The organism is Bacteroides sp. PHL 2737, from assembly GCF_004115325.2.
In the GTDB taxonomy this organism is placed as follows: Bacteria; Bacteroidota; Bacteroidia; order Bacteroidales; family Bacteroidaceae; genus Bacteroides; species Bacteroides hominis.
The window spans coordinates 2,062,521-2,087,667 of record NZ_CP040630.1; the positions used below are offsets into that span (position 1 = coordinate 2,062,521).

Genomic DNA, 25,147 nt, shown 5'->3' on the forward strand with positions numbered 1-25,147 from the left:
TTTTGAGGAGGTCCTGTTGGTTATCGGATATCTAATCTACTGAAAACTAATCTCCATCGGGGAGACTGCTGGTTTCTATCTTCCATCCCGGATTTTGATAAATTGTGGAGGTGGTATAGTCTGTAGACCCTTCTTCTGCTGTTGTCAGACGGAAGTGATCGAAGGCTATCGGATTCAGGTATTTATTCTGGTTCCAGTTATAGCCGTTATAGGCTATGTTATTTGTATTAATCCGGTAAGGACGCAGGTACTGGCTTTCTGATTTTGCTGACACATTGGCATTGGCGTTCCCTGATTCTATCAGGTTCATAACAGAGAGAGTGACGTCTGCTGTTGGTGCCGGATTGGGAGTTGTGTAGCGTTGATAGTTTTCGCTCCACAAATCGAATCCTTCAACATGATAATTTTGCATCATATCCAGTGAGCGCCAGCGTTTCAGATCGTTCAGACGAAGCCCTTCGGCTGCAAACTCAATACGGCGTTCCCGACGGATGTTATACAAAGTGTTTGATACAAACTCTGAACCGGAATAGCGGGCAAAATCCAGTTCCTTACTCAAATCTGTCGCATTGATTGTTTTCTGATAATCGGTATCCATTCCTGCGCGGCTGCGGAGGGCTTTCCAGTATTTATCACTGTTGGCATCGAGTGAGTTATTCAGTTCATAATCTGCTTCCATATAATTCAGGTATGCTTCTGCAGCCCGGAATACAACGCATGCTGTAGTTGAAGGCAGAGTCGGACCTTGTGCAGCATCTGTTGTCAGTCCTTTTTTTACAGAATAGCCGGTAGGACATTTGTTTTCATTCTGTCCAAGTACAATTGGTGCACGGTAATAATAGCCATATCCTTTGACCAGATATTCGATATTGCTGCCTCCTTCTGATAATAGATCACCAGGTAATAAAGTATTGTATGTCAGACGTGGGTCACGGTCGGTTGCAACTGCTTCATAAGATTTATCTCCTTGATAACCGGAATTGCCGGCATAAATAGGTAATCCGTTTTCCATCAGGTAAGTTTGCATCATACTGCGTGTCCATCCGGTGTTACCTCCTCCATTACGCTGAATATATCCTACTACGAAGTGATTCACAGAAGGAGTCAGGCTGGCATCATAAGCTCTCCACAGTAATACTTCCGAAGCATTGCTTAATGATTGGCTGTTGAATAGTGACGGATAATCATTGAACAACGGATACTTATCTGCAACAATTTGGGCGGCTTCTTTTGCCTCTGTCAAGAAGAATTTGATTTCAGAATCGATGTCAATCGTGAAATCCTTCAGATAATCCTTTTCTGCTCCTGGCCATCCCGGGCCTCCCGGAACGCGGGCAGTTCCTTTATGATACTTTTCCCAAGTGCCTTCGAAGAGAGCTACACGGCTTTTCAATAAAGCAGCACAATCTTTGTTTAGACGGTTACTCATAGGAGCAGTTGTTTTCATGTAATAGTAAGCAGAATCCAGATCTTGTAAAATGAAGCGTGCCACTTCATTACGCGGGCGACGTTTACTTGCTTCCCTGACCGTTTCATAGTCTTCCGAAATCCATTGTTTTAGGATAGGGAAGTCTCCGAGAGCAACTAACTTGGTGTAATAAATGTAGGCACGGAAGAAATACATCTCTCCCAGATAATGCATGTTATTAGCTTCCATTCCACTTAGTTCGCCAGCTTCCAGGCGAGGGCGTACTTTGTTGATGAAGTAATTTACATTTCGAATTTTACCGAAATCCCAGGCGCCACCACTTTGAGCTACACGAGTTTCTCCTTTTACAAACGAACTGTTGGGGTTACTTGCAGCTTGGTTATCACTGTTGTTATCAGTAGCAAATACTCCCATACTGTATTGTCCCGGAGTGTGGGATGGAAGTTGGTCATACAAATTAGCCGAATAAGCCGCCAAATCACTTTCTGCCAACAGATATTTGTCGGTAGGTACGGCATCCAATGGCTCTTTATCGAGAAAATCATTGCAAGAGCATAAAACACTTGCTAAACTAAAAATATATAATAGATTCTTTTTCATTATACTTGCTTTTTAAAGAGTTATATTTAAACCAAATGAAATAGTCTTTGACAATGGGTAGGTCTTTCCGTTACTGAATCCGTTACCGGCAGTTGCTTCAGGGTCGAACATATCGGCGATACCACTAATTGTAAATAAGTTCTCACCGCTGACATAAACACGGAGCTTTTCAATTTTTGCTTTATTCATCCAGGCTTTGGGGAATGTATATCCGATTTGCAGATTTTTCATACGCATATAAGCACCGTTCTGCAAATAGCGTGTTTGAGTCTGCTTGTTTTTGTTTCCTTTATCACCCAGATATGCTTTGGGATAGTATGAATCGACATTTGCTCCGAATATAGAAGTTGTGTTTTCAGGACGGAAATAATCGAGATGTTCGTCGAAACCTACAGATTGCCACTCGCCACCGTCTGCTCCCCAGAACATCGGACCGCTCAACCAAAGATCACGTTTCATGACACCTTGGAAGAACATCTGGACATCAAAGCCTTTCCAGTCAGCTCCTAAGCTCAATCCGAAACGAAAGCGGGGAGTACTGTTCCCGATTTTCTTTAAATCACCATGATCTGTTGCTGTACTATTTCCTTTGTCTACTACGCCATCGCCATTGAGGTCCCGGTACATAATATCACCTGCTCCCCAGGCAGAACCTATCTTACTTTGGTCATTGTTAGCCAACCATTCCGTCATTTGAGCATCTGTATGGGCAATACCTTCGGTTTCGTATCCCCATATCTCTCCGATAGTCATTCCATTGTAATAAAGGGCGTTGCCGTTTGCATCCCACAGAGCTTTAGAAGCGTTAGGATATGAAATGACTTTGGCACGGTTGTCAGAAAGATTGAATCCTACATTATAGTTTACTTTTCCGATATTATCTCTCCAGTTAGCCTGTAGTTCCCATCCCTTATTTTTTAATTCAGCATTGTTGGTGTTGGGTAGTGAAGTTCCTAAAATAGCACCTACTTCGGCTGCCGGTCCTACCATATCTTTGGTTCTGCGGATGAAGTATTCAAAAGTCATGTTCAGACGATTGTTGAACATGCCGAGATCGATACCGAAATTGGTATTATAGATTTTCTCCCATGTAAGTGTGCTACTGACCATTCCGGGAACTCCGGCTGTTGTTGGTCTGCTGCCGTCCATTAACCAGTTGCCACCGTTGGCTGTTACACTTTGTGTCAGATAGAACGGATAGTAAGAGTCTGTGTTCTGGTTACCTAACATACCCCATGAAACACGAGGTTTCAGTGTGCCAATAATATCGTTGATTGGTTCAAAGAATGATTCACGGGCTACATTCCATCCTAAAGAGAAAGAAGGAAATACGTTCCAGCGCTGATCTCTCAAGAAGCGGGAAGAACCGTCGTAACGAACATTTACTTCAGCCATATAACGGTCTTTATAAGCATAGTTGAGGCGTCCGAAGAATCCGGCTGTGGACCAGTCATTGTATTTGGAACTATCAATCTTGTCTTCTCCTGTCGCTGCACTGATTTCCGGAACAAGACTGCTGATTACATCAGGACGCTGGGCTGCGAGTTCGCGATAAATATATTCTTCGGTATTCATTCCGACCAATGCCTTGAAGTAATGGTCTTTTATTTGCAATGTGTAATCAGTATATACACTTGTTGTGTAAAAATTGCTATTTTGGTAGGCTGAGCGTGCAAAAGAGGATCCTGGAGAATAACTGCCGCTGAAAGCCAATGCCAACGGGTTACCGTTTACATCGTGCTCGTAGATGGGGTTTAGGTTTGTTTGTTTATTTTGGTTGATAACCCGCATTCCTGCTTCTGCATAGATATTCCAACCTTTCATAGGGTGAATCACCAATTGTCCCTGAAGGTAAATATTGTCATTGTGTGTTTTGGCACGTCCGCCGTCAGTCAATTGGTTGAGTTTACCATTCCTCATATAATAGCCGTTCGGGTCTTTAAAAGGCATCATAGGCCACATGCGGGCAATATCATGATAAAGGAGTCCACCTTCTTCAAGGTAAATAGGATTGTCAAGATCAAAACGAACGAATTTGGTGTTTATGTTGAAGTCTACGTATTTATTAATTTGCGCATTTACTTTTGCCGTTGCATTATAGCGTTTGTAATTATCGTTACCGTAACGGAGGTTACCGTCCTGATTCAGGTAACTGCCCGAAACGTAGTATTGCAATTTTTCTGTACCTCCGTTCAGGCTGATATTGTGTTCATTTGACCAGGCCCATTGAAAATGCTTTTTCCACCAGTTTACGTTATCATTGGCTTTCTCGTGGAAATGCCAATTGTTGCCGTTAGCTATGGTAGTTGTTGTAATTTCACCTGCCATATACTTCTGGATACGGTCTATGGTCTCTTCATCAAATATTGCACTACCACCTTGGTTGATAGATGCTTCATTGAAATAATTGGCAAAGCGATACGAATCGATTTGGTTAGGAAGATTAGTTGGTCCGGAATAGCGGAAACTGTTGTTGTAGTTTACCTGCATTTTACCCGCTTTACCCTTTTTAGTGGTGATCAGGATAACACCGAATGCGGCACGTGATCCATAAATGGAAGAAGAAGCGGCATCTTTTAGTACAGAGATGTTTTCAATGTCTTCCGGATTCAGATTGTTCATGTTACCTTCCATTCCGTCGATCAAGATAAGTGGTGAGGCACTTGATCCTTTACCAATGGTACCTGTTCCACGGATGTTTACGTTCATTGTTTGTCCCAACTGTCCTCCTAAATCAGGGGTGGACAGGTTTAATCCCGGAACTACTCCTTGCAGGGCTTGTCCCACCTGTGATACTGGGCGTGAAGCCAGTGCTTTGGTATCTACACTGGTAACGGCTCCGGTTAAGTTTACTTTCTTTTGGGTACCAAAACCGACTACCACTACTTCATCAAGTGTTTTTGAATCCTCACTTAATTCAATCCTGAAAGATGTTTGGGCACCATTGAGGGAAATTGACTGAGTTACGTATCCTATATAAGACACGTTTAATACACTTCCTTTTGCAACATTTTTTAGGGCGAACTCACCATCCAGATTTGTGACGGTTCCGTTGTTTGTCCCTTTTACTTGAACAGTGGCACCGATGATTGGCTCATTGAGCTTTTTGTCAATCACAGTACCCGTAATGTTGAATTGCTGTGCATACAATGAAGTGATGCCGAGCAGCAACATGAATAAGATTGAAATTTTTTTCATTCGTTTCTTATTTAAAGTTATACATAAGGTTTAATTACATGGCAAATTTACTGGGATTGGCAGATTGCGGAGGGACACGCTTGTATCATTCAGCATACACGTTTAATTCAATGGCGTGTTTTTTTCAAATCTCTTTTGTATGTTTAGTCTTTATTTTGTTTATTTGCAGTAAATTGATATTATGATGAAGCAGCTAAATCTCTTTTTACTGATTCTGTTTGTATGTAGTTACCCGATTGTTTCCGGTTATGCTTTTTTTGATAAAGATATTCGTCTGCTAACTATGCAAGATGGATTGGCAGATAATACCATCTCCTCAATTTATAAAGATAGGGATGGGTTTATGTGGTTTGGGACTAATAATGGTTTGAGCCGTTATGACGGTAAGTCAATAAAGAATTTCTCTCCTTCACAGGCATATATGCATGTGAAGGAGATCGTAGAAATGTCCGATCAATATTTAGGAGTCATTGCCGGAAATATTTTATATTGTTTTAACCGGACAACAGAGACATTTATACCGGTTGTTCATGCAACAGATCATAGTCGTATATGTATCCCTCACATCATGCCTGCAGAAAACAACTCTTTTTGGGCGTTTTCAGGGCATACATTATATTTATATACAAAGAGAGAGGTCAAGAATGAGAAGGGAGAGGTTGTTCTGATAAAATTAGAATGTGAGAAACAGTATAAAGACCTGATTGATTCTACTGATAGTTTTTACGCAATGTGTTATGCTGACAGTCAGAAAACCTTATGTCTAATTACGGGACGGGGAACTTTAATTTTGTTTCGCCCTGAATCTTTGGAGCAGTCTAAAAAGGTGTCTTTATGGGGAAATAAAGTTTGGGATGTAACCTCTGTATTATATGATAAAGGAATCGTCTGGATTTCTACTGTCGGGCAGGGCATTTTACGTTATCATGTTGCTTCCGGGCATGCAGACAGAATTACCTATCAGGAAAATAATAAAGAAAACAGTCTTTCACATACTGATGTTTTTCGGGTTGTCCCTATTAAAAACGATCGTTATTTAGCTGTAACTTGGAGTGGGTATACTTTATTATTACAAGATAAAGATAACCCGGAAAAGATGACTACTGAAATATACAATAATACAGCTTCGCAACTTCACCGGAGTTTGGAGACGAGAATGATATCAGCCTATTATGATCCCAATGGCATTGTCTGGATAGGTACGAATGGAGGGGGAGTGATGTATTCTGATTTGAGGTCACAGTTTTATAACCAGTTTCATCAGGAGAGGCATAATGAAGTTTGTGGTATTGTCATGGATGGCAGGAAATATGTCTGGATGGCTACTTTCCATCAAGGTATTATGAAAAGTGAGCAACCTTTTCAACTGGGACGACGAATGAGTTTCATTACTGTCGGCACTCCTGAAGTCCGGAAAAAAAATACTGTCCTTTGTGCCATGAAAGACAATAGGGGTTCGCTCTGGTTTGGAAACAGTGATGGGACATTGACTCTTTATGATGGAGCGACCGGGCAGTTTCGGCTGCGATCTTTACAAGACAAGGGGAGAGTTAATGTAGCCGCAGTATGGGCATTGTATATGGATGCTGACCGATGTTTATGGATAGGTACCAATAATGGAGTATGGAAGCTGAACACTAAATCCGGGGTCTCCCAGAAAATCTCAATTGAGAAGGCCTTTAAGGATTCTACCAAGGTTCACGTGCGGGCTATTGTCGGAACGAAGGATGGAGCAATCTGGTTGGGCACAAGTAATATAGGAGTCTGTAAACTGAAGCTCGATTCCGAAGGTGAGATGAGCATAAAAATAGGCTATGAAAAGGTTGCGAATATTAAAAATAGTTCAGTCCGTTCTTTGCTGGTTTCTTCCGATGGCAATGTATATGTGGGCTATATGGATGGTTTTGCCATTCTTTCCCCAAAAACAGATGCGATACGAGAATACTATACGACCCGGGACGGGTTGTGTAGTAATTTCATCGGATGCCTGGTCGAAGACCACCGAGGGCATATTTGGCTGGGAAGTAATTCGGGCGTTTCTCGTTACAGTCGGCATCAACATCTTTTCTATAATTATTATATTAGTGGTAGTAACCGCTCTGCGTTGCTCGCCGATAAAACGTTATTTTTCGGCAATAATAAATCACTTACCTATTTTAATCCGGATAATGTAGATGTGCGTCTTGCTGGAGATAAAGTTTTTATTACAGAACTTGAAGTAGATAACCGTTCTGTTGGGATTGGTGATAAAATCAACGAGCAGACAGTGTTGAAAGAAGGTATTTCATATACAGGTTCGGTTACTTTAAACAATGAGAATCGTGATTTCGCTTTGACTTTCAATAATCTTTCTTATGCTGAAGAGCAGCAGAAATATAACTATCGCTTATTGCCTTATCAGACGCAATGGTTGGTTTCTAACGATGGAGAGAAAGCGGCTTATACAAATTTGCCAGAGGGAGATTATACATTTGAGGTGAAAAGTATCTATCCTGACGGAAGGAATGGAAAGGTGACTTTGCTCCAGATACATATTTTGCCACATTGGAGTCGTACATTGCCTTTCCGATTATTAATTCTCTTATTATTAGTTGGAATAGTGGCTTATTTGATCCGTTTGGTTAAACTTCGTCAGAGGCGCATGGAACATGAGATGCGAATGGAGCATGAACTATTGACGGTAAATCTGGAGCGTGAAAAGGAGCGGCAGATCAGGATGGAGCGCGAGAACTTTTTTACAAGTGCCGCACATGAATTGCGTACTCCATTGACTTTGATTCTCTCACCTCTACAAGAGCTGTTGCAGTATATTAAAGCCTCCGATCCGTTATATAGCAAACTATATACCATGTATAAAAACGGAGCTTCTCTGCATACGCTGGTCGATCAATTACTCTATGTACAGAAAATAGAAGCCGGAATGGTGAAACTCCGTTTATCAGAGGCGGATATTGTAGGATTAGTAAAGGAGGTGGCTGAGTCATTCCGCCAAATGGCAGGAGTGAATGGGGTTACGTTCAATGTACACCTCCCAGATGATCCTGTTTATCTCTGGATTGATACGGAGAAAATAACTTCATCAGTCAGTAACCTGTTATCCAATGCTTTTAAATATACTTCGCCAAACGGAGAAGTTTTGCTTTCTCTGACCCGCATGGAGCGGGATGGAAAGGGCTTTTGCCGGATAACAGTATCAGATACGGGAACGGGAATTCCGGATGAATTGCAAAAACGTATTTTTGATTCTTTCATCACCGGCGATAATTCACCGGCTTTTTCAACCAAAGTCGGTATTGGATTGCGGATTGTGAAAAATACGATAGATCTGCATCATGGACAAGTCACTCTTGACAGTGAACCTGGGAAAGGTTCTACGTTTGTTCTATTGATACCGGAAGGTAAATCTCATTTTATCGGTGACTTATACGAAGTGGTAGATTATCATAAACATGAAATGGAGCCGCAATTTCAACCCTTGTCCATACAGGAAAACACAGAAGGGGAGGTTCCGGTCACTAAAAAAACGCTTCTGATTATTGAAGACAATGTAGATGTACGTCAGTATATCCGTTCCTTGTTTGTAGCAAAATACACGGTACTTGAGGCTGCCGATGGTGAAGAAGGTATTCAAGTTGCCACAAAAGAAATTCCCGATTTAATTATTTCGGACGTGATGATGCCAGTCAAAGACGGATTTGCTTGTTGCCGGGAGATACGCGAACGACAAGAGACAGCCCATATTCCTATCCTGATGTTGACAGCCAGGGCAGAAGATGCAGATGTACTGCAAGGTTCTCGTAGCGGGGCGGACGACTATATGATGAAGCCTTTCAATCCGGAAGTGTTGAAAGCGAAAGTGGAGAATCTGATTCTTCAACGCGAACGCTTGAAACGGATTTATACCAAAGCTTTGATGTTGAAGCAGGAGCCGGCTGAAGATGAAGAGGCAGATGACGTATTTATGCAGAAACTTATTAATGTGATTGAGAAGAATCTGTCTGATGATAATTTTAATGTCAAGATGCTGGCCGAGCAACTTCACATGAGCCAGCCTACTTTGTACCGGAAGGTAAAGCAGCGTAGTGAGTTATCTGTAGTCGATATGATTCGAAGTATACGGGTAAGTAAAGCTGCTTCATTGATTATGGAGAATCGTTATTCCATTCAGGAAATCTCCGAAATGGTAGGATTCAGCGATGCCCGGACGTTGAGAAAGCACTTTACGGAACAGTTTGGTGTACCTCCTTCAAAATACATGGAAAGTAAATAAAGAGTTAATTCTTCACCCCCTGTTCAGGAACGAAGAATTAACTCTTTATTTCAGTCTGCTATGTGCTTGTTTTAATCCAATATGATGGGTTTATACTTGGGAACCAATGCCTTCATCACAATCCATCCAACGAGGTAGGCTACCGAACAGATGCAGAAAATTATAAAGTACCCGGCCGGTTTACCGACGAAGCCCATAAATACCATTTGAGTTATATCTGCATGTACAAACAGCTTACCGGCTGAATATTGGAGAATCATCGAACCCACTCCACCTGCCATGCCGCCGATACCGGTAATGCTGGCGATAGCGCTTTTGGGGAACATATCACCTACAGTAGAAAATATATTGGCGGACCAGGATTGATGGGCAGCACCTCCGATACCGATCATGATAACCGGAAGCCAGGGGGAGATGGTTCCCAGTGGTTGGGCGAGTAGTACCAACAGAGGGAAGAAGGCGAAAATCAGCATAGCTCTCATGCGGGCTGCATACGGGTTTAGTCCCGTTTTATTAATGATAATCGTGGGAATCTTTCCACCATAGATGGACAGCATTGTAATTGCGTAAAGAGTGAAAATCAGTGCCCGACCCAATCCTTCGGAGGTTTTTATATCAAATTGAGTGCTCAGGTAGGAGGGTGTCCAGAAGAGGAAAAACCACCATACTCCATCCGTCATGAACTTGCCGAATGCAAAAGCCCAGGTTTGTTTATACATAAAACATTGCCGGAAAGTCATGCCTTTCTTTTCCTTATCTTCTTTTGCGGGTATTGTTCCGTTCTCCTGTTTGTCTTGTTCGATATATTCGAGTTCTGTTTTGTTTACGAATCTGCTTTTAGAAGGAGCTGTATACATGAATACCCAGAACCCCATCCATATGAAACCGAGGGCACCGATGATAACAAACGCCATTTCCCATCCCCAGGCTTTGGCCAGTAATGGAATGCTTAAAGGAGCAATCAGAGCGCCGATAGAGGCACCGGCATTGAAAATGGAAGTGGCATACGCCCGATCCTTTTTCGGGAAATATTCGGCCGTTACTTTAATGGCAGCCGGAAAGTTACCCGCCTCACCAAGTGCCAGGATGCAGCGTGCAACCAGAAAACAATACATGCTTATAGTGGCGAGTATTACCACTACATCGCCTGTCGCCGCTATCAGTTCGGCTGCACTATGCATACCTACATACTCTTCGGTCACAACTCCACAAAATGCATGCATGCAGGCACCTACCGACCATACACCGATAGCCCAGAGATAGCCTTTCTTAGTACCCATCCAGTCGATAAACCGACCGGCAAAAAGCATACAAATGGCATATACAATGGAAAACACAGAAGTTATAATGCCGTAATGTGATTCGTCCCAATGAAACTCGGGCTTGATAAATTCATCCCAGGTCAACGATAGCACCTGGCGGTCGAGGTAGTTTATTGTTGTCGCGAAAAATAACATGGCGCAAATTGTCCATCTGTAGTTTGTCATTTTCCCCACAGTGTTTTGAAGTGTATTCATACTATTTGATTTAAAATTTTCCGGTTTTGTTTCGGAGCCAAAAATACGCATTATTTGATGTTATCCAATGATATTGGCTACTTATTTTCATACTTTCAGGGATTATTTTATGATATATTCATAAAAAGGAAGAATAAATACGTTATCGAACACAATAAATATTGTTTTCGCACACGGTTTGTCTTACTAAAAAATAGGAACTACGTTTGAATTGAAAATAGACCGGACTTACTTTCTTGGGATGCGTTGGAGTACTTCCAATACGAAATAGACTTTAATGAAGCTTGAAATGTAAATAATATATGAAAACTTCGGGGCGCTGATTCCGGATTCGGTCCGGATTGTGGTATAGGCAGAGGATGTGCGGTTCGATTTTTATGTTTTTCCTTTTATTTTGTATTTCAAGATAGAAATTTTATCTTTGCCTTAATTGAGACAAAACATAATTAAAATAAAATGAAAAACAACCGATTGATCATTACCCTTATTGCCTTGTTTCTCTTAGGGTTTGGGCTGAACGCCCAAACGACTCCTACTGAGGAAACGGCTGCTCAGAAAGAGAAAAGAATGGAATGGTTCTCCCAGGCCAAGTTAGGAATCTTTATTCATTGGGGAATCTATGCTGTGAACGGAGTATCTGAGAGCTGGTCATTTTTCAACAATTACCTTCCTTATGAAGAGTACATGGCTCAGGAGAAAGGATTTACGGCATCGGCCTACAATCCTCAGGAATGGGTGAAACTGATTAAGGAAAGTGGCGCGCGTTACACCGTCATCACTACCAAGCATCATGATGGTGTAGCTCTTTGGGATACGAAGGTGGGTGACTTGAGTACCGTGAAAAGCACTCCTGCCGGGCGTGACCTGATTGCTCCTTTTGTGAAGGAGGTGCGCAAACAAGGATTAAAACTTGGATTTTACTATTCGCTGCTTGACTGGTCGCATCCCGATTATCCTAATAAAACTCGCACGGAAGTACGTTACAAAAACGATCCGGATCGTTGGGCTAAGTTTGTTAACTTCAATTTCGGACAGCTTTCTGAACTGAATAAAACCTGGAAGCCCGATCTTTATTGGTTCGACGGAGACTGGGAACAAACCGCTGAAGCCTGGGATTCGAGAGGGATCATCAATTTGCTGCGTTCCACTAATCCGAATGTTATAGTAAACTCCCGTATTCAGGGATATGGTGATTATGCCACACCCGAGCAAGGAGTTCCTGTGGTTCGCCCTGCAGATAAATATTGGGAACTTTGCATGACCATGAACGATTCGTGGGGCTATCAACATGCTGATACCAATTATAAAACTCCGTTCATGCTGCTGCGTACTTTTGTCGATTGCCTCAGCATGGGTGGTAATCTGCTTCTGGATATAGGACCGAAAGAAGATGGAACTATTCCTGCTGAACAGATTGCTGTTCTGAAAGAGTTCGGACGTTGGACGAAGAAGCATAAGGAAGCTATCTACGAGACGCGTGCCGGTATTCCATGTGAGCATTTTCAAGGGTATACCACACTGAATAAAGCAGGCGATATTCTTTACCTTTACTTACCTTATAAGCCAAACGGCCCGATTGAGGTGAAAGGGCTTGTCAATAAGGTGAACCGTGTATGGGTAGTGGGTAACGGAGCTATGTTGCCATACAAGGTTTATAACAAGAACTATTGGAGTGAGGTGCCGGGAAACCTCTATATCGATATTCCCGAACGTGTGCAGGATGAACAGATCACTGTGATTGCTGTGTTACTCGATGGTCCTATCAAGCTTTATCGTGGAGTGGGGCAAGTGATTGAAAGTAATTAAAAAATAAACCTTTATGAATTTCAGATTAACTTCTTTATTCGTTTTTCTATTCCTTTCTGTTCAGCTTTGGGCGGGAGGACATAAGAACCTGCCTGCCAAAGGCGACCTTCACGTTCCGGTATTTGAGAATGTGAATGTACGTTTCTCTCCTGATACGTATCCTAATAATTATAACGGGGCGGATGAGTCAGGTGTATACCATCTGGTCAATGGGCGTATCATCCTGAAGAAGATAACTCTTCCTGCATACAAACGAAATGTGTCGGTGAACCTAAAGATTACCCTTGCTTCCAACGGTGATCGCTGGGATAAGTCGGGTTCTTGTTTTGTGTTGCCCAAGTCATCAGCTGTCAATCTGCTGACAATCGCTCGTGATGGTGCGAAGTTTCCTCCGGTAGATAGCTTGAAGTTGGAAAAAATGGTAGGTATCGTTTCCGGAAAAGACTATTTGCCTACAGTAGAGTTGATGCGTTTTATGACTCCATTCGGTGTGGGGTACTATAGTAATAACAATGATTCACTGAGCAGCAAACGCCGTCCGGTTTATATCCCCAAGTGGGAAAGCAATGTTACCTGGCAACAAGATATTACCGATCTTTATCCTTTGCTTGAAGGAGAGGCTTATGTCGGTATTTATATTGATACCTGGACTTCTGAAGGTTATCTGGTAAGTGCGGATATTGACGTGAAAGAAAGTCGCCTTACTTGTGACGCTCTTCCGAAACGCCATGTAGAACCGTTGATGAATACCGTTTATTATATGGGACAGAGCTATCCTGATATTTTTGCCCGTCGGGATGTATCTACTGATTTTACAGTTCCCAAAGGAGCAAAAAATATCCGTCTTAAATATATAGTGACCGGACATGGTGGCCATAGCGGTGGGGACGAATTTGTGCAAAAGCGTAACATTATTTCTGTTGATGGGAAAGAGGTGCTCAACTTTGTTCCTTGGCGTGATGATTGTGCTTCTTTCCGGCGTTTCAATCCGGCGACCGGTGTTTGGCTGATCAAACGTTTGGCATCTTATATCGGTGAAAAGGGGTATACAGAGAAAGAAGTGGAAGAGCCGCTGGCTTCTTCGGATCTTTCCCGTTCCAATTGGTGTCCCGGTTCGGACGTTGTGCCCGAAGAGGCAATTATTGGTACGCTTACTCCCGGCAAGCACACTTTTACGGTCAGTATTCCTGAGGCTCAGGTTGTAGATGGGAATAAACTGAACCATTGGCTGGTTTCAGCTTATCTGGTATGGGAGGAATGATTGCGTTAGGGTTCATCCCGTAAGTGTATAATTCTATACTGCTTTGAATTTGATTCACCACAGAGGACACGGAGGACACAGAGAACACAGAGAATATTTTCTTTAATATACTAAGCAAGAAATTAAAACTCTGTGTCCTCCGTGTCCTCTGTGGTGATTTCTGTCGATAGGATATAAAAAAAGCCTCTTCTCACGAAGCGGCTTTTTGGGTTTACTTTCTTTTTATGCTTTAGCTCAAAAAGAAAGCAAACTTTAAGATGAAAAAAAGGGAAGTCTCACGACTTCCACAATTCTTCTAACCTTAAATCTAAATCTCTATGAAAAAAACGTAGTGCAAATATAGCGGTTTGCGATATACTGAGGTGTTAACGAAGTTCAGAAAGAAAGAATAAAAGCTAAGGACTGCAAAATTAAGATAATGCCTCTCGCTGTTTTATTAATTTTATCAAACTGTCATAAATTGGATTCTGTTCAAGCAGTCGGGGCACTCCTGTAATGAACATTTGCTTGCGTGCGCGGGTCAGCGCGACATTTAGTTTCCGGTCTATAAGGACTCCATTTTCTTCTGTCAGATTAGAGAGGAAGCGAAGTTGGTAGGGGTAGTTTACACAAAATGAATAGATGATGACATCTCGTTCGCTTCCCTGAAAACGTTCTACGGTATCTACCAGAATTGAGTTCAGTTCCGGGATTCCCAACATGGCAATTTCTTTTTTAATCAAAGCGATCTGGCTTCGGTAAGGGGTAATGATCCCTAAGGTGCGTGTACTTTCAAAAGTCCCGGCATATTGCCGGTAAATGTCTGCTGCAAGCCGGGCTGTGATACACGCTTCCGAGTGGTTGACTTTTGCCGAAGCTCCTTGTGGTTCTGCTTCTGAAGGAAGGAAGACTATTCTTGACATTCCTTCTATGGTTTCAACCTGATGGGGAAGTCCCACCGGGATCAACCGCCCTTCGTAAAAAGCACGGTTGGCAAAAAGGGCCACTTCGGGGTGCATCCGTCCCTGCTTGCAAAGCATATCGAAGGAGCGATGTCCTTTGGGTGATGAAGAGGAAACAGAAGGGAGAAGATCGGTTGATGATGTACGTGCGGTACGATAGAGGCGCTCAAAGAGAGAATCTTTGAGGTTTTTCAGTCCGATAGCACGTAGCTCCTCATCATAAATCTCCGATTGTCCGGTATTTTGCAATACGACAGCAGGTAGCTGCTTATGGTCACCGATCAGAATAAATTTGCCAATGGCATTTTCTCCATCTTCACTGCGGGCACAGAGGATGCCCAACAGTTGAGGCTCCAGAATTTGAGTGGCTTCATCCACGATGGCTACATCGAACTTTTTCAGGCGAAAGAGTTCGGGCTTACCGGAAATGGAGGCCACTGTCCCTACAAAGATACGGCAGTGACTGATGCGCTCGGTTACTTCGGACCGGCGGAAGCAGTGTGATAGTTCATTTTCAATCAAGTGGTCGCGATAGGCTTCATCACATGAAAGTTCGCTGCCCACACGGATAAAATCGACTTTCGGGTGGATAGACGAAAGGGCTTTGCAGATTTCATCTACAGCCCGGTTAGTATATGAAAGGAGAAGTATTTGCGCCTGTTCTTCCCTATGAAAGGTTTCTACCATTTTCTTCAGGGCACACGAAGTTTTGCCGGTTCCCGGAGGACCTACCAGTAAGAAATAGTCTTTGGCAGCCTGTGCTTTCAGAGTCACCCGGGAGAAGTCATCGGTGGCGGAAAGAATGTGTCCGTCCAGTCCGGAGTCAAACTCGGGCGGACGTTGTCCCAACAATAGATCACGCCGTTCCTTTGTTGCCGAAGCAAAAGCTGACAGTCCCTGATACATGCTCCGGAAAGTGGTATCCATGGTATCGTGTTCGATTGCGTAAAGGCTGTCCGGAGGAAGTACGGAACTGTTTCGCTGAGTGGAGCGCAGGCGGATACCTATCTCTTCTTCTGTGATGAATTCGATATTGCCTTTGAATACCATTTTGTTAGTAGCGTTATCCTCATCTCCGTTACGCTCGTAGAGAACAATGGCATCTCCCTGGCGGAAATTAGGCAGGGCTTGTGGCTCGTTTTTTTCCGGAGATGTTTTCGTTTCTTCAGACGAAGGTTCGTTCTTCTTTTGTGAAAGAAGAATATGTGCTTTATGTTTGTCCGCTGCATGGTTTTCTTTGATGTGCAGGTCATAAAGAATTTCCCCGGCTTCGCATTTCTCTGCCAAAGTGGAGAGCCACAAGGCAGCTGCACCGGTGCGGCCTTCATAATCGACATCTCCAGATTTGGAAGTATATAACTCCTTGGTTATGAAATTATAGAGTACGAAGAAGTACGACCGTTCCAACGAGGTGAGTGAACCCAGTTTCTGCGATAGGTTATCGATGGAAGGGCGGAGATATTGTTCCCAGAAACGGCCGGATAATCCTCGTTCATTAAGTACGTCGGACTGTATGGCCTGGAGTTTTAAAGCAGTATATTCCACGCTGTTTCGTAGCTGGATTCCGTATTCATCGGATACGATCCGGTTGCGCAGATTGATGACGCGGCGTACCATTGCCCACGACGGACGTGCCGGATAGAGTAAGGGATAGCGTGTATAGAGTAGGTAAGCCTTTACCCGGTGATGATCCATCCCCATAGAATATTGCAGCACTGCTTGGTAAAGCAGCATCTGTACTTTATTGTTTTCTTTCGGTTCTACTTTGTTGCGGATAGAGTATTCGTCTGCTTTTCCGGATTTCATTTCGATGAAGGACGACATGTCCCGTTGCATATAATCCAGTCGTCCTTGCAGACCGAGTGCTTCACAGATGTAAGAAGGTTCAAGCACAGCGTCCCTCTTGTCCAATTCGTAACCCGGAGCATGGAAAGTGTCGTTTACCACTTCCCGGATATGTTCGAAGTGTAGTTTGCAATCGTCAAAGAACTGACGCTCTTTCTCCTTATCGCGTAAGTCGGCACAGGCTGCCAGCTCAATCGGGTAACGGCGGAAAGCTTTCTGCATACATTCTCTATAGTCCGGTTCCTCTTCAGCATGAATCCATTCGTCAAGAAAAAGGTTGGCAATGTTTCCCAGAAGTAGCGGACGGGCGTTCTCAATGGGCTGGAGGCGTGCCAATACATAGTTGGCAGGATGATGTCCGTAATCGCGGAAGCATTCGGCTAACGAACTGATATCGATCAGATAGTCCGGTTCAAGTACAATGAACGAAGGGGTCAGAATGCCGGCTTCGTCAATAGCTACATCGAGCAAATTGAGTTGGGCATGGTGCCATAGAATTTCACAAGTCTGCGCAAATTCCTCGTTGATTTGAGGAACGTTATAGCGTACCCGGAGAAACTCATCGGCAAGCGCATCGACCGGAATAACATAAAGATACTGTTCGTCTGCATATTGATAGCATACACGCATTCGTTTTACCTGTTTCTTAGCCGGAGGAGCCACGATATAAGTTGCATCGGTACGAGGCAGTAGGCGATAGAGCGTACTGGGAATCTCAATTTCATAAAGTTTGCGTATAAAGAAAGCAAGTGTCTTGATATCTCGCAGCAGTTTTTCGCGTACCGGTTCTTCCTTGCGGTTAAGAATGGCATTCGAGGTCAGCCGGAAAGTGTGCAGCCGGTTTTGTTCGACAACCGTCAGGCCGGCTCGTGCGGATACGAAACTGATACGTGCTGAGAGGTCAGTCATCTGAAGGCTTTCATCCTGCATTTGCGCCCGGCACAATCGTTCAAGCAGGTCACGTAACTGTTTGTAAGCCATTGCCAGATTGTCGTTTGTGGTCTGGCAAGCTGCAAGCAGGATCTCAAAAGATTCGTTCACTTCATTTTCCATACAGCAAAAATACATGATAATTCCCGGAATCTCATGCGGATGGACAAAAATGTAGATGGAAACATCTGATGATGGTTGGCAATAAAACGTAGAGCTCTATGAACTGGCCGCTTTTTTGTCTTTAATCATCAATATACTCATTTCATAGAGCAAATAGAGCGGGATGGCGACAACACTGAGTGTGAAAGGGTCGCCGGTAGGAGTGATTACAGCTGCGGCAATTACAATTACAACGATGGCATGCCTCCTGTATTTCCGAAGGAACGATTTGTTGACCAACCCTAACAGAGAGAGTAACCATGTCAATAGCGGAAGTTCAAAAGCCAATCCCATACATAATACCAACATCATAAAGTTGTCAATATAGGAATTCAGAGAAATCTGGTTTTCGATTTCAGCACTGAGTTGGTAAGTGGATAAGAAGCGTAGAGTGAGAGGATAGACCATGAAGTAGCCCAGCAGGACTCCGATAAAGAACATAACCGTACCGATGGTAAGTGCTTTTTGCACTCCTTTTCGTTCGTTGGGATATAAAGCGGGACTGATAAAACGCCAGATTTCAAAGAACAGATAGGGCATAGCAGTGACCACCGACATCCAGAAAGCAGTGGACATATGAATGAAGAAGGGGGCAGCCAGGTTGATATTGACCAATTTGACTTTAAAGTCTTGGGTAAAGAATTCGTCTGTCAGATTGAATGTATGCCCTATTTCGCGGAGAAGGTCATAAAAGATAAAATTGTTATGGCAGGGTGCCAGAATCACAGAGTCGAACAGATAAGGCATGGCTATGAAGTATCCCACAGCCAGTACAAACCAAACGGCAATCATCCGAAAAAGTACCCGGCGCAGTTCGTCCAGGTGGTCCCAAAAAGTCAGCTCTTTGTTTTCTGCCATTATGCAAAGATAAAGATGGAGAGAGCAAAAGAATTATTTATCTTTCTTCTCCGTATCTGAAGGTTCGTCTATTTCGTTCTTAGCTTTGTTTATCTCTTCTTTGGCTTCATTTACGCCTTCTTTAAAACTTTTCACTCCTTTGCCGAGACCTCGCATCAGTTCGGGAATTTTTTTTCCGCCAAAGAGCAGGAGAATAACCAGCAAAATGATAATCCATTCGGAGCCGCTGGGCATAAATCCCAATAATAACAGGTTTGTCATAACATCATTGTATTAGTTTGTGCAAAGATAGATTTTTTTGAATGAAAATAGAAGGAGCGGAATCATAAAAGCGAAAACGGAAGCGATAAAAACGAAAAGAGGGGCTATGTCAAAACTTGCCATAAGGACACATAGTAGCGCAGAATAAATTTTAAATCATAGATTATCAATATGAATATTCTGTGCTACTCTGTATCCCCTGTGGTGGAAAGACTTTCAATGCGCCCCCTGATGGTTTATCCCTTTTTAATTACCGGATTCCGGGGACTTGTGGTGTCCAGAGGAATCCGTGGAAGAGTTTAATCCTGATAATATACTCTCTTTACCCGGGTTGAGATACCTGTCAGTACCTCGTAAGGAATGGTGTCAAGGGTATCCGAAAGAACGGTAATGGGCAGCTCGTCACCGAAAATCACGGCTTGGTCACCTTCTCTGCAATCGATATCCGTCACATCTATCATACATACATCCATGCAGATATTACCCACATATGGAGCTTTTTTACCATTGACGAGGCAATAACCGTGCCCGCATCCCAGATGGCGGTTCAGACCGTCAGCATATCCGATGGGGATTGCAGCGATGCGCGAAGGACGAACCAGATGTCCTTTGCGGCTATATCCTACCGTATCTTCCTCCGCTACATCACGTATCTGGAGAATGGTTGTTTTCAGTGTGCTTACGTTGTTGATGACTGAATTGTCAATGGGGCTGATACCATACAATCCGATGCCCAGCCGCACCATATCGAATTGTGCTCCGGGAAAACGTTCGATACCCGCCGTATTGCAGATATGGCGCAGTATCTTATGTGGAAATGCTTCTTGCAGCTCAGTCGACATATGTTCGTATCGTTCGATTTGCTGACGGGTGAATGCGTCGAATTGGGGCGAATCGCTTCCCACGAAATGTGAGAAGACCGAACGGGGTATCACGGCATTCTGATTCTTCAGCCGGCGAATCAGTTGCGGGATATCTTTTTCTTCGAATCCGAGCCGATGCATGCCCGTATCCAGTTTTACGTGGATCGGGAAGTTGGTGATGCCTTCTTTTTCTGCAGCTTTAATCAGTGCGTCGAGCAGGTGGAAGTTATATACTTCCGGTTCCAGTTTATAGTCGAACATGGTTTTGAACGCTGTCAGTTCCGGGTCCATGATAATGATGGAAGCTGTGATACCGGCTTTGCGGAGATCGGAACCTTCGTCGGCTACTGCTACTGCCAGATAGTCGGCGTGATGTTCTTGAAGGGTTTTGGCTATTTCGTATGAACCGGCTCCATATGCCGATGCTTTCACCATGCATACCATTTTGGTTTCCGGTTTGAGCATCGAACGATAATGATTCAGATTGGCTACCATTGCACCCAGATTGACTTCCAGGATGGTTTCGTGCACTTTCAGTTCCAGTTCCTCCGATACGAGGTCGAAACTGAAGTTGCGGGAACCCTTTATCAGGATGATTTCATTTTTGAGTTTCTTTATGACATCTGATGCTAAAAGTGCCTTTGTGTCGGGAAAGAAATATTTTTCTATATCAAACTTCGATGCACACGAGGAGATTTCAGCTCCTACGCCGATAATCTTCTCGATGCCCCGGCTATGAACCAGTTGTGCTACTTTGCGATAGAGCGTTGTTGTGCTTTGCCCGGTCTCCAGAATGTCTGAGAGAATTAGAGTACGTTTCAAACCTTTTGATTGTGAACGGCGGTAAAGGAAGTCGAGAGCAATATCCAGTGAAGCAAGATCTGAGTTGTAGCTGTCATTGATCAGGATGCAGTTGTTCTTGCCGTCTTTTACTTCCAGGCGCATGGCTACGGGTTCAAGACGTGCCATACGTTCGGTGATTTGGTCGGCGGGTACCATCAGGTACAGGCATGCGGCCAGACAATTCAGGGAGTTCTCTATGGAAGCGTCATCGATAAAGGGGATGCAGAATGTATTGTCCATCTCCAGATAGCGATAGGAGATGACGGTATGGTCTTCTCTCTTCTCCACCCTGCTGATGTAGAGCGGACGCTCGATATCCTTCATGCTCCATGCGATTTCACGGGCGGTCAGCATCGACTTTCCGACACAATTGCTTATCATTTCGTTGTCACCATTGTAAATGACGACGTCACAGTCTTTAAACAAACTCAGTTTCTCCATGCACTTCTCCTGCAATGAAAAGAAATTTTCCTGGTGTGCTCCGCCAATGTTAGTCAGGATACCGATAGTCGGTTTGATCATATTCTGTAATGGACGCATCTCTCCCATTTCCGAAATACCGGCTTCAAAGATACCTAATTCGGACTCTTCGTTCATCTGCCAGACGGACAGCGGTACGCCGATCTGTGAATTGTAGCTGCGTGGCGAACGTACGATTACCCGGTCGGGACTGAGCAGTTGGTGCAGCCATTCTTTGACGATGGTTTTTCCATTGCTGCCCGTGATGCCGATTACAGGTATCTGGAAAGAGCCGCGATGTTGTTCGGACAGTTTCTGAAGTGCCTTTAAAGTATTGGAGACAATAAGGAAATTGCATTCCTGAGCCATTGTCACTTTCAGCTGTTCACTATCCATGGTGAGCCCCTTGAAATCCTCGCTTGTTACTACAAAGTTGCGGACTCCCCGTTCATAGAGATCAGGGATATAGCGTGCGCCGTTATTCCTTTTGGTAGGAATGGCAAAAAAGAGGGTCTCTTCCGGAAAGCATAACGAACGGCTGTCTGTCAGTAGCCAGTCGATGGTAGCAGGCTTGTTTCCCAGACGCCGTGCACCTGTTTTTTCAACGATTGATTCAATTGTATATGACATAATAATAAAGCATTGGCATATTTGCACATTTATCGAAGCGCCAGTCGGCACATGTTTGTTTCTTTTTCGAAATCTAAGTACGGGTATTTTTCGTTAAGTCGTTCTATTTTTAACACAATTTGTCCTAAAAATCTTTTATACTCTTCTGACTCGGGATGGAAAGGTTTATGTGCAATGGCTTTCCGTATGGTTGCGCACTCCTTAATCAGTGCTTGCGTTTCGGGACGGAAAAATGTTTCCGAGAAGCGTTCCCAGAGGTAATTGACGGCCAATGACGACGGATGTACCATGTCATCTGCGTAGAAACGGTAATCCCGGAGCTCGTCCAATATTATTTCGTAAGAAGGGAAGTAAAAAGTGGCTTGTGGGTAACGTTGCATCAGCCGGTCGATGGCAAGGAGCAATACACTTTTGCTGAGTTGATTGGCGTGCATTCCGTCGCGTACGTGACGGATGGGGCTGACTGTGAACAATATTTTGATCTTTGGATTCAGTGAAATCAGTTCGTCCAGTAACTGGATATAGTCTTCTGTTATCTCATCGGTCTCCAGACGACGGCGTACGAAATCCTTTTCAGGCAATTTGTGACAATTGGCTACTACCTTCCCTGTCTTTTTTTGTTCATATACGTATGCGGTGCCGAAGGTCAGCATGAGCCAGTCAAGTTGTTTCACTTCTTTGTGTGCTTGCTCCAGGCGGACCCGTATATTCCGTACAACTTCTTCCGGAGTGGCTGCGGAGAAAGAGCCGTGATGCATTGGACTGTGCCAGTACTCACGATACGAGAAAAGGTCGGATTCTTCATACAGCCTTTTACGAATGATTTCACGCAAGGCCATTGAGATGGACAATGGGTTGTATAGGATACCGAAAGGATTGATATCTACTTGGAACTTATTTTCAGCAAGTAAGGTTCCGATGTTTTCTGCAAAACAGGAACCCATTATCAGCAGTCGCTGTGCATGGTGGATGGGGATGAATCCAGATGGAATTTCTACCGGAGTATTCAGGTTCATAATCAAGTAATTCTATAACAGAGGTACAAAGGTACATGATAATTTCGGTTCATCCGGGCAAATGTGTGGTTTTTCTCATGCATTGCCAAAATCTGGTTTATCCGAAGAACGCGTTGTCGTCTTGACGCTAACTCCAAGTGTGGACATCCGTAACCTTGAATGCCGGTTCCGTTTACCAGCCGGGGTAAATGCTTTTACATGCCGAGGTAAATGGCTTTACATGCTGAGGTAAACGCTTTTACATGCCCGGGTAAATGGCTTTACATCGGGAGCGAAATTCAGGTAAATATAATCTTTTGATTATCAATTCCATTTAAATGCTGGTTCAGTTACGCATTTATCGGGTAACCCTTTAGTTTTAATTAACTGCTAAAATTAGTTTTTGAACTAAATCTTTTCGTTATTTGCATGCAAAAGAAGAAAAGTTATGAAAGGATTAACAGCAAAAGAAGAGGAAATTATGGGATTTTTCTGGGAGAAAGGTCCTTTGTTTGTGAAAGAAATGTTGGCATTCTATGATGAGCCGAAGCCACATTTCAATACCTTGTCTACTATTGTGCGTGGATTGGAGGAGAAAGGTTTTCTGGCACACCATACTTATGGTAATACTTACCAATATTATGCGGTTGTCAGTGAGTCCGACTTTAGTAAACGCACGTTGAAGAGTGTGATTAGTAAATATTTCAATAATTCATATCTCAGTGCCGTTTCGTCACTGGTGAAGGAAGAAGATATTTCACTCGATGATCTCAAAAAACTGATTCAGGAGGTAGAACGGGGAAATGAGGACTAAAATGGGGTAGAAACCGGATTTTTAATAATTGAATAGTATGGGAGTTTTTTTTGTCTATATACTGAAGTCATCTGTTTGTTTGGCGATTTTTTATCTGTTTTATCGTTTATTGCTGAGCAAGGAGACGTTTCACCGGTTCAACCGAATTGCTCTGTTGGCTCTTTTGCTGCTTTCACTGTTGCTGCCTCTGATTCAACTGACTACTACCCAACAGACAGAAATGCATCAGACGATGCTTACTATCGAACAACTATTGATGATGGCGGATATGCCGGCATCTGGGGTGGCACAGGCAGAAGGGGGATCCGTATCGGGCATTCAGATCATTTTGATAATCTATTTATCAGGCATCCTCTTTTTGGTGTGCCGCCATCTTTATTCCCTGAGCCGTTTGCTGGCATTGTTGAGGTCGGGCAAGAAAGAAAAGATGGAAAATGGAATAACTTTAGTGACCCATCAGAGCAAAATTTCTCCTTTTAGCTGGATGAAATACATTGTTATTTCTAAGAAAGATTTAGAAGAAGACGGTCGAGAAATACTAATCCATGAAACGGCTCATATCTGTAACCGGCATTCTGTCGATTTACTGATTGCGGATATCTGTATTTTCTTTCAATGGTTTAATCCGGCTTCCTGGCTGTTGAAGCAGGAACTGCAGAATATACATGAGTACGAGGCTGATGAAACGGTGATAAGGGAAGGTGTCAATGCTAAGCAATATCAGTTATTACTGATAAAGAAAGCTGTTGGCACAAGGCTCTACTCTATGGCCAACAGCTTTAATCACAGTAAACTTAAAAAACGTATCACTATGATGTTAAAAGAAAAATCAAATCCTTGGGCACGATTGAAGTATTTGTATGTACTTCCTTTGGCCGCCATTGCTGTGACTGCATTTGCACGTCCTGAAATTTCTGGTAAGATGGAAGAAATTTCGGTCGTCAAAGTTAATGATTTAAAGCAAATAGTGGAGAAAAAAGTGCCGGAAAAAAAGATCGGAGTAGCAGTGGACACCGTGAAAAAGGATGTTCCGGCGAAGATGGTCATTGAAGTTTCGCAGTTGGATACGGTATCTGTTCCGAATGCACTTACTATCTCGGATGGATTGAAAAGAAGTGGATTGTCTCTGTTTGCAACCAGGCAGACCGATTTTCAGCCTCAACCGCTGATTATGGTAGATGGAAAAGAGATAACCGGCGAACAAATGGAGGCAATCAATCCGGATATGATTGAGTCGATCAGTGTGCTGAAAGACAAAGAATCTGTAAAGATCTATGGAGCTAAGGCCGAACATGGTGTTATTTTGATTACGTTGAAAGGAAAAAAAACGAATGATTTAAATAAGCTTTCTTTTTCTACCATGAATCCGGAAGACTAAAATAATTGTTATTGATATCATTCCAATAAACGGATATGCCGATAGAGACTGCAAAGGGACATGTGCAGACTCTATCGGCATATTTGT

Annotated in this window: 13 protein-coding genes; 5 read left to right on the forward strand and 8 right to left on the reverse strand. The window is 43.3% G+C overall.

Annotated elements, in window-relative coordinates:
• Positions 1-46 precede the first annotated feature (46 nt).
• On the reverse strand, positions 47-2,029 hold the full coding sequence (locus tag DBK98_RS08470) for a RagB/SusD family nutrient uptake outer membrane protein (RefSeq protein WP_005810231.1): 1,983 nt from the start codon (positions 2,027-2,029) through the stop codon (positions 47-49).
• A gap of 12 nt (positions 2,030-2,041) precedes the next feature.
• Positions 2,042-5,227 (reverse strand): TonB-dependent receptor, encoded by a 3,186-nt coding sequence (locus DBK98_RS08475; RefSeq protein WP_032537165.1) that lies wholly within the window; start codon positions 5,225-5,227, stop codon positions 2,042-2,044.
• A 184-nt stretch (positions 5,228-5,411) separates the two neighbouring features.
• On the opposite strand from DBK98_RS08475, the gene DBK98_RS08480 reads away from it, so the two are divergent.
• On the forward strand, positions 5,412-9,497 hold the full coding sequence (locus tag DBK98_RS08480) for a two-component regulator propeller domain-containing protein (protein ID WP_032537254.1): 4,086 nt from the start codon (positions 5,412-5,414) through the stop codon (positions 9,495-9,497).
• 71 nt (positions 9,498-9,568) lie between these two features.
• Here the strand turns inward: DBK98_RS08480 and DBK98_RS08485 are convergent, their stop codons facing one another.
• Complete coding sequence (locus DBK98_RS08485; protein WP_005775609.1) at positions 9,569-11,014, reverse strand: MFS transporter; 1,446 nt, start codon at positions 11,012-11,014, stop codon at positions 9,569-9,571.
• Positions 11,015-11,470: 456 nt separating this feature from the next.
• Here DBK98_RS08485 and DBK98_RS08490 point away from each other — a divergent pair, with 456 nt between their 5' ends.
• Complete coding sequence (locus DBK98_RS08490; protein ID WP_032537164.1) at positions 11,471-12,820, forward strand: alpha-L-fucosidase; 1,350 nt, start codon at positions 11,471-11,473, stop codon at positions 12,818-12,820.
• Between the two features lie 13 nt (positions 12,821-12,833).
• Positions 12,834-14,081, forward strand: a complete 1,248-nt coding sequence (locus tag DBK98_RS08495; RefSeq protein ID WP_005810225.1) for a PNGase F N-terminal domain-containing protein — start codon at positions 12,834-12,836, stop codon at positions 14,079-14,081.
• 410 nt (positions 14,082-14,491) lie between these two features.
• Here DBK98_RS08495 and DBK98_RS08500 read toward each other — a convergent pair whose 3' ends face one another.
• From DBK98_RS08500 to DBK98_RS08520, 5 genes are all read right to left on the reverse strand, one after another.
• On the reverse strand, positions 14,492-17,935 hold the full coding sequence (locus DBK98_RS08500; RefSeq protein WP_080594379.1) for an AAA domain-containing protein: 3,444 nt from the start codon (positions 17,933-17,935) through the stop codon (positions 14,492-14,494).
• A gap of 81 nt (positions 17,936-18,016) precedes the next feature.
• Positions 18,017-18,817, reverse strand: a complete 801-nt coding sequence (tatC, locus tag DBK98_RS08505) for a twin-arginine translocase subunit TatC (RefSeq protein ID WP_032531167.1) — start codon at positions 18,815-18,817, stop codon at positions 18,017-18,019.
• A 33-nt stretch (positions 18,818-18,850) separates the two neighbouring features.
• Entirely contained in the window at positions 18,851-19,078 is a 228-nt protein-coding gene (locus DBK98_RS08510; protein WP_005775616.1) for a twin-arginine translocase TatA/TatE family subunit, read from the reverse strand.
• A gap of 299 nt (positions 19,079-19,377) precedes the next feature.
• Positions 19,378-21,873, reverse strand: a complete 2,496-nt coding sequence (locus DBK98_RS08515; RefSeq protein WP_032537163.1) for a bifunctional UDP-N-acetylmuramoyl-tripeptide:D-alanyl-D-alanine ligase/alanine racemase — start codon at positions 21,871-21,873, stop codon at positions 19,378-19,380.
• Positions 21,874-21,902: 29 nt separating this feature from the next.
• Positions 21,903-22,889 carry a GSCFA domain-containing protein gene (locus DBK98_RS08520; RefSeq protein WP_005818485.1) on the reverse strand — a complete coding sequence of 329 codons (987 nt, stop codon included), beginning with the start codon at positions 22,887-22,889 and terminating at the stop codon, positions 21,903-21,905.
• Positions 22,890-23,316: 427 nt separating this feature from the next.
• Here DBK98_RS08520 and DBK98_RS08525 point away from each other — a divergent pair, with 427 nt between their 5' ends.
• Together DBK98_RS08525 and DBK98_RS08530 are read left to right on the forward strand one after the other, a co-directional pair.
• The gene (locus DBK98_RS08525) at positions 23,317-23,682 is read left to right on the forward strand and encodes a BlaI/MecI/CopY family transcriptional regulator (RefSeq protein ID WP_032537162.1); all 366 of its coding nucleotides are present in this window, start codon (positions 23,317-23,319) and stop codon (positions 23,680-23,682) included.
• A gap of 37 nt (positions 23,683-23,719) precedes the next feature.
• On the forward strand, positions 23,720-25,060 hold the full coding sequence (locus DBK98_RS08530) for a M56 family metallopeptidase (protein WP_032537161.1): 1,341 nt from the start codon (positions 23,720-23,722) through the stop codon (positions 25,058-25,060).
• Positions 25,061-25,147 lie beyond the last annotated feature (87 nt).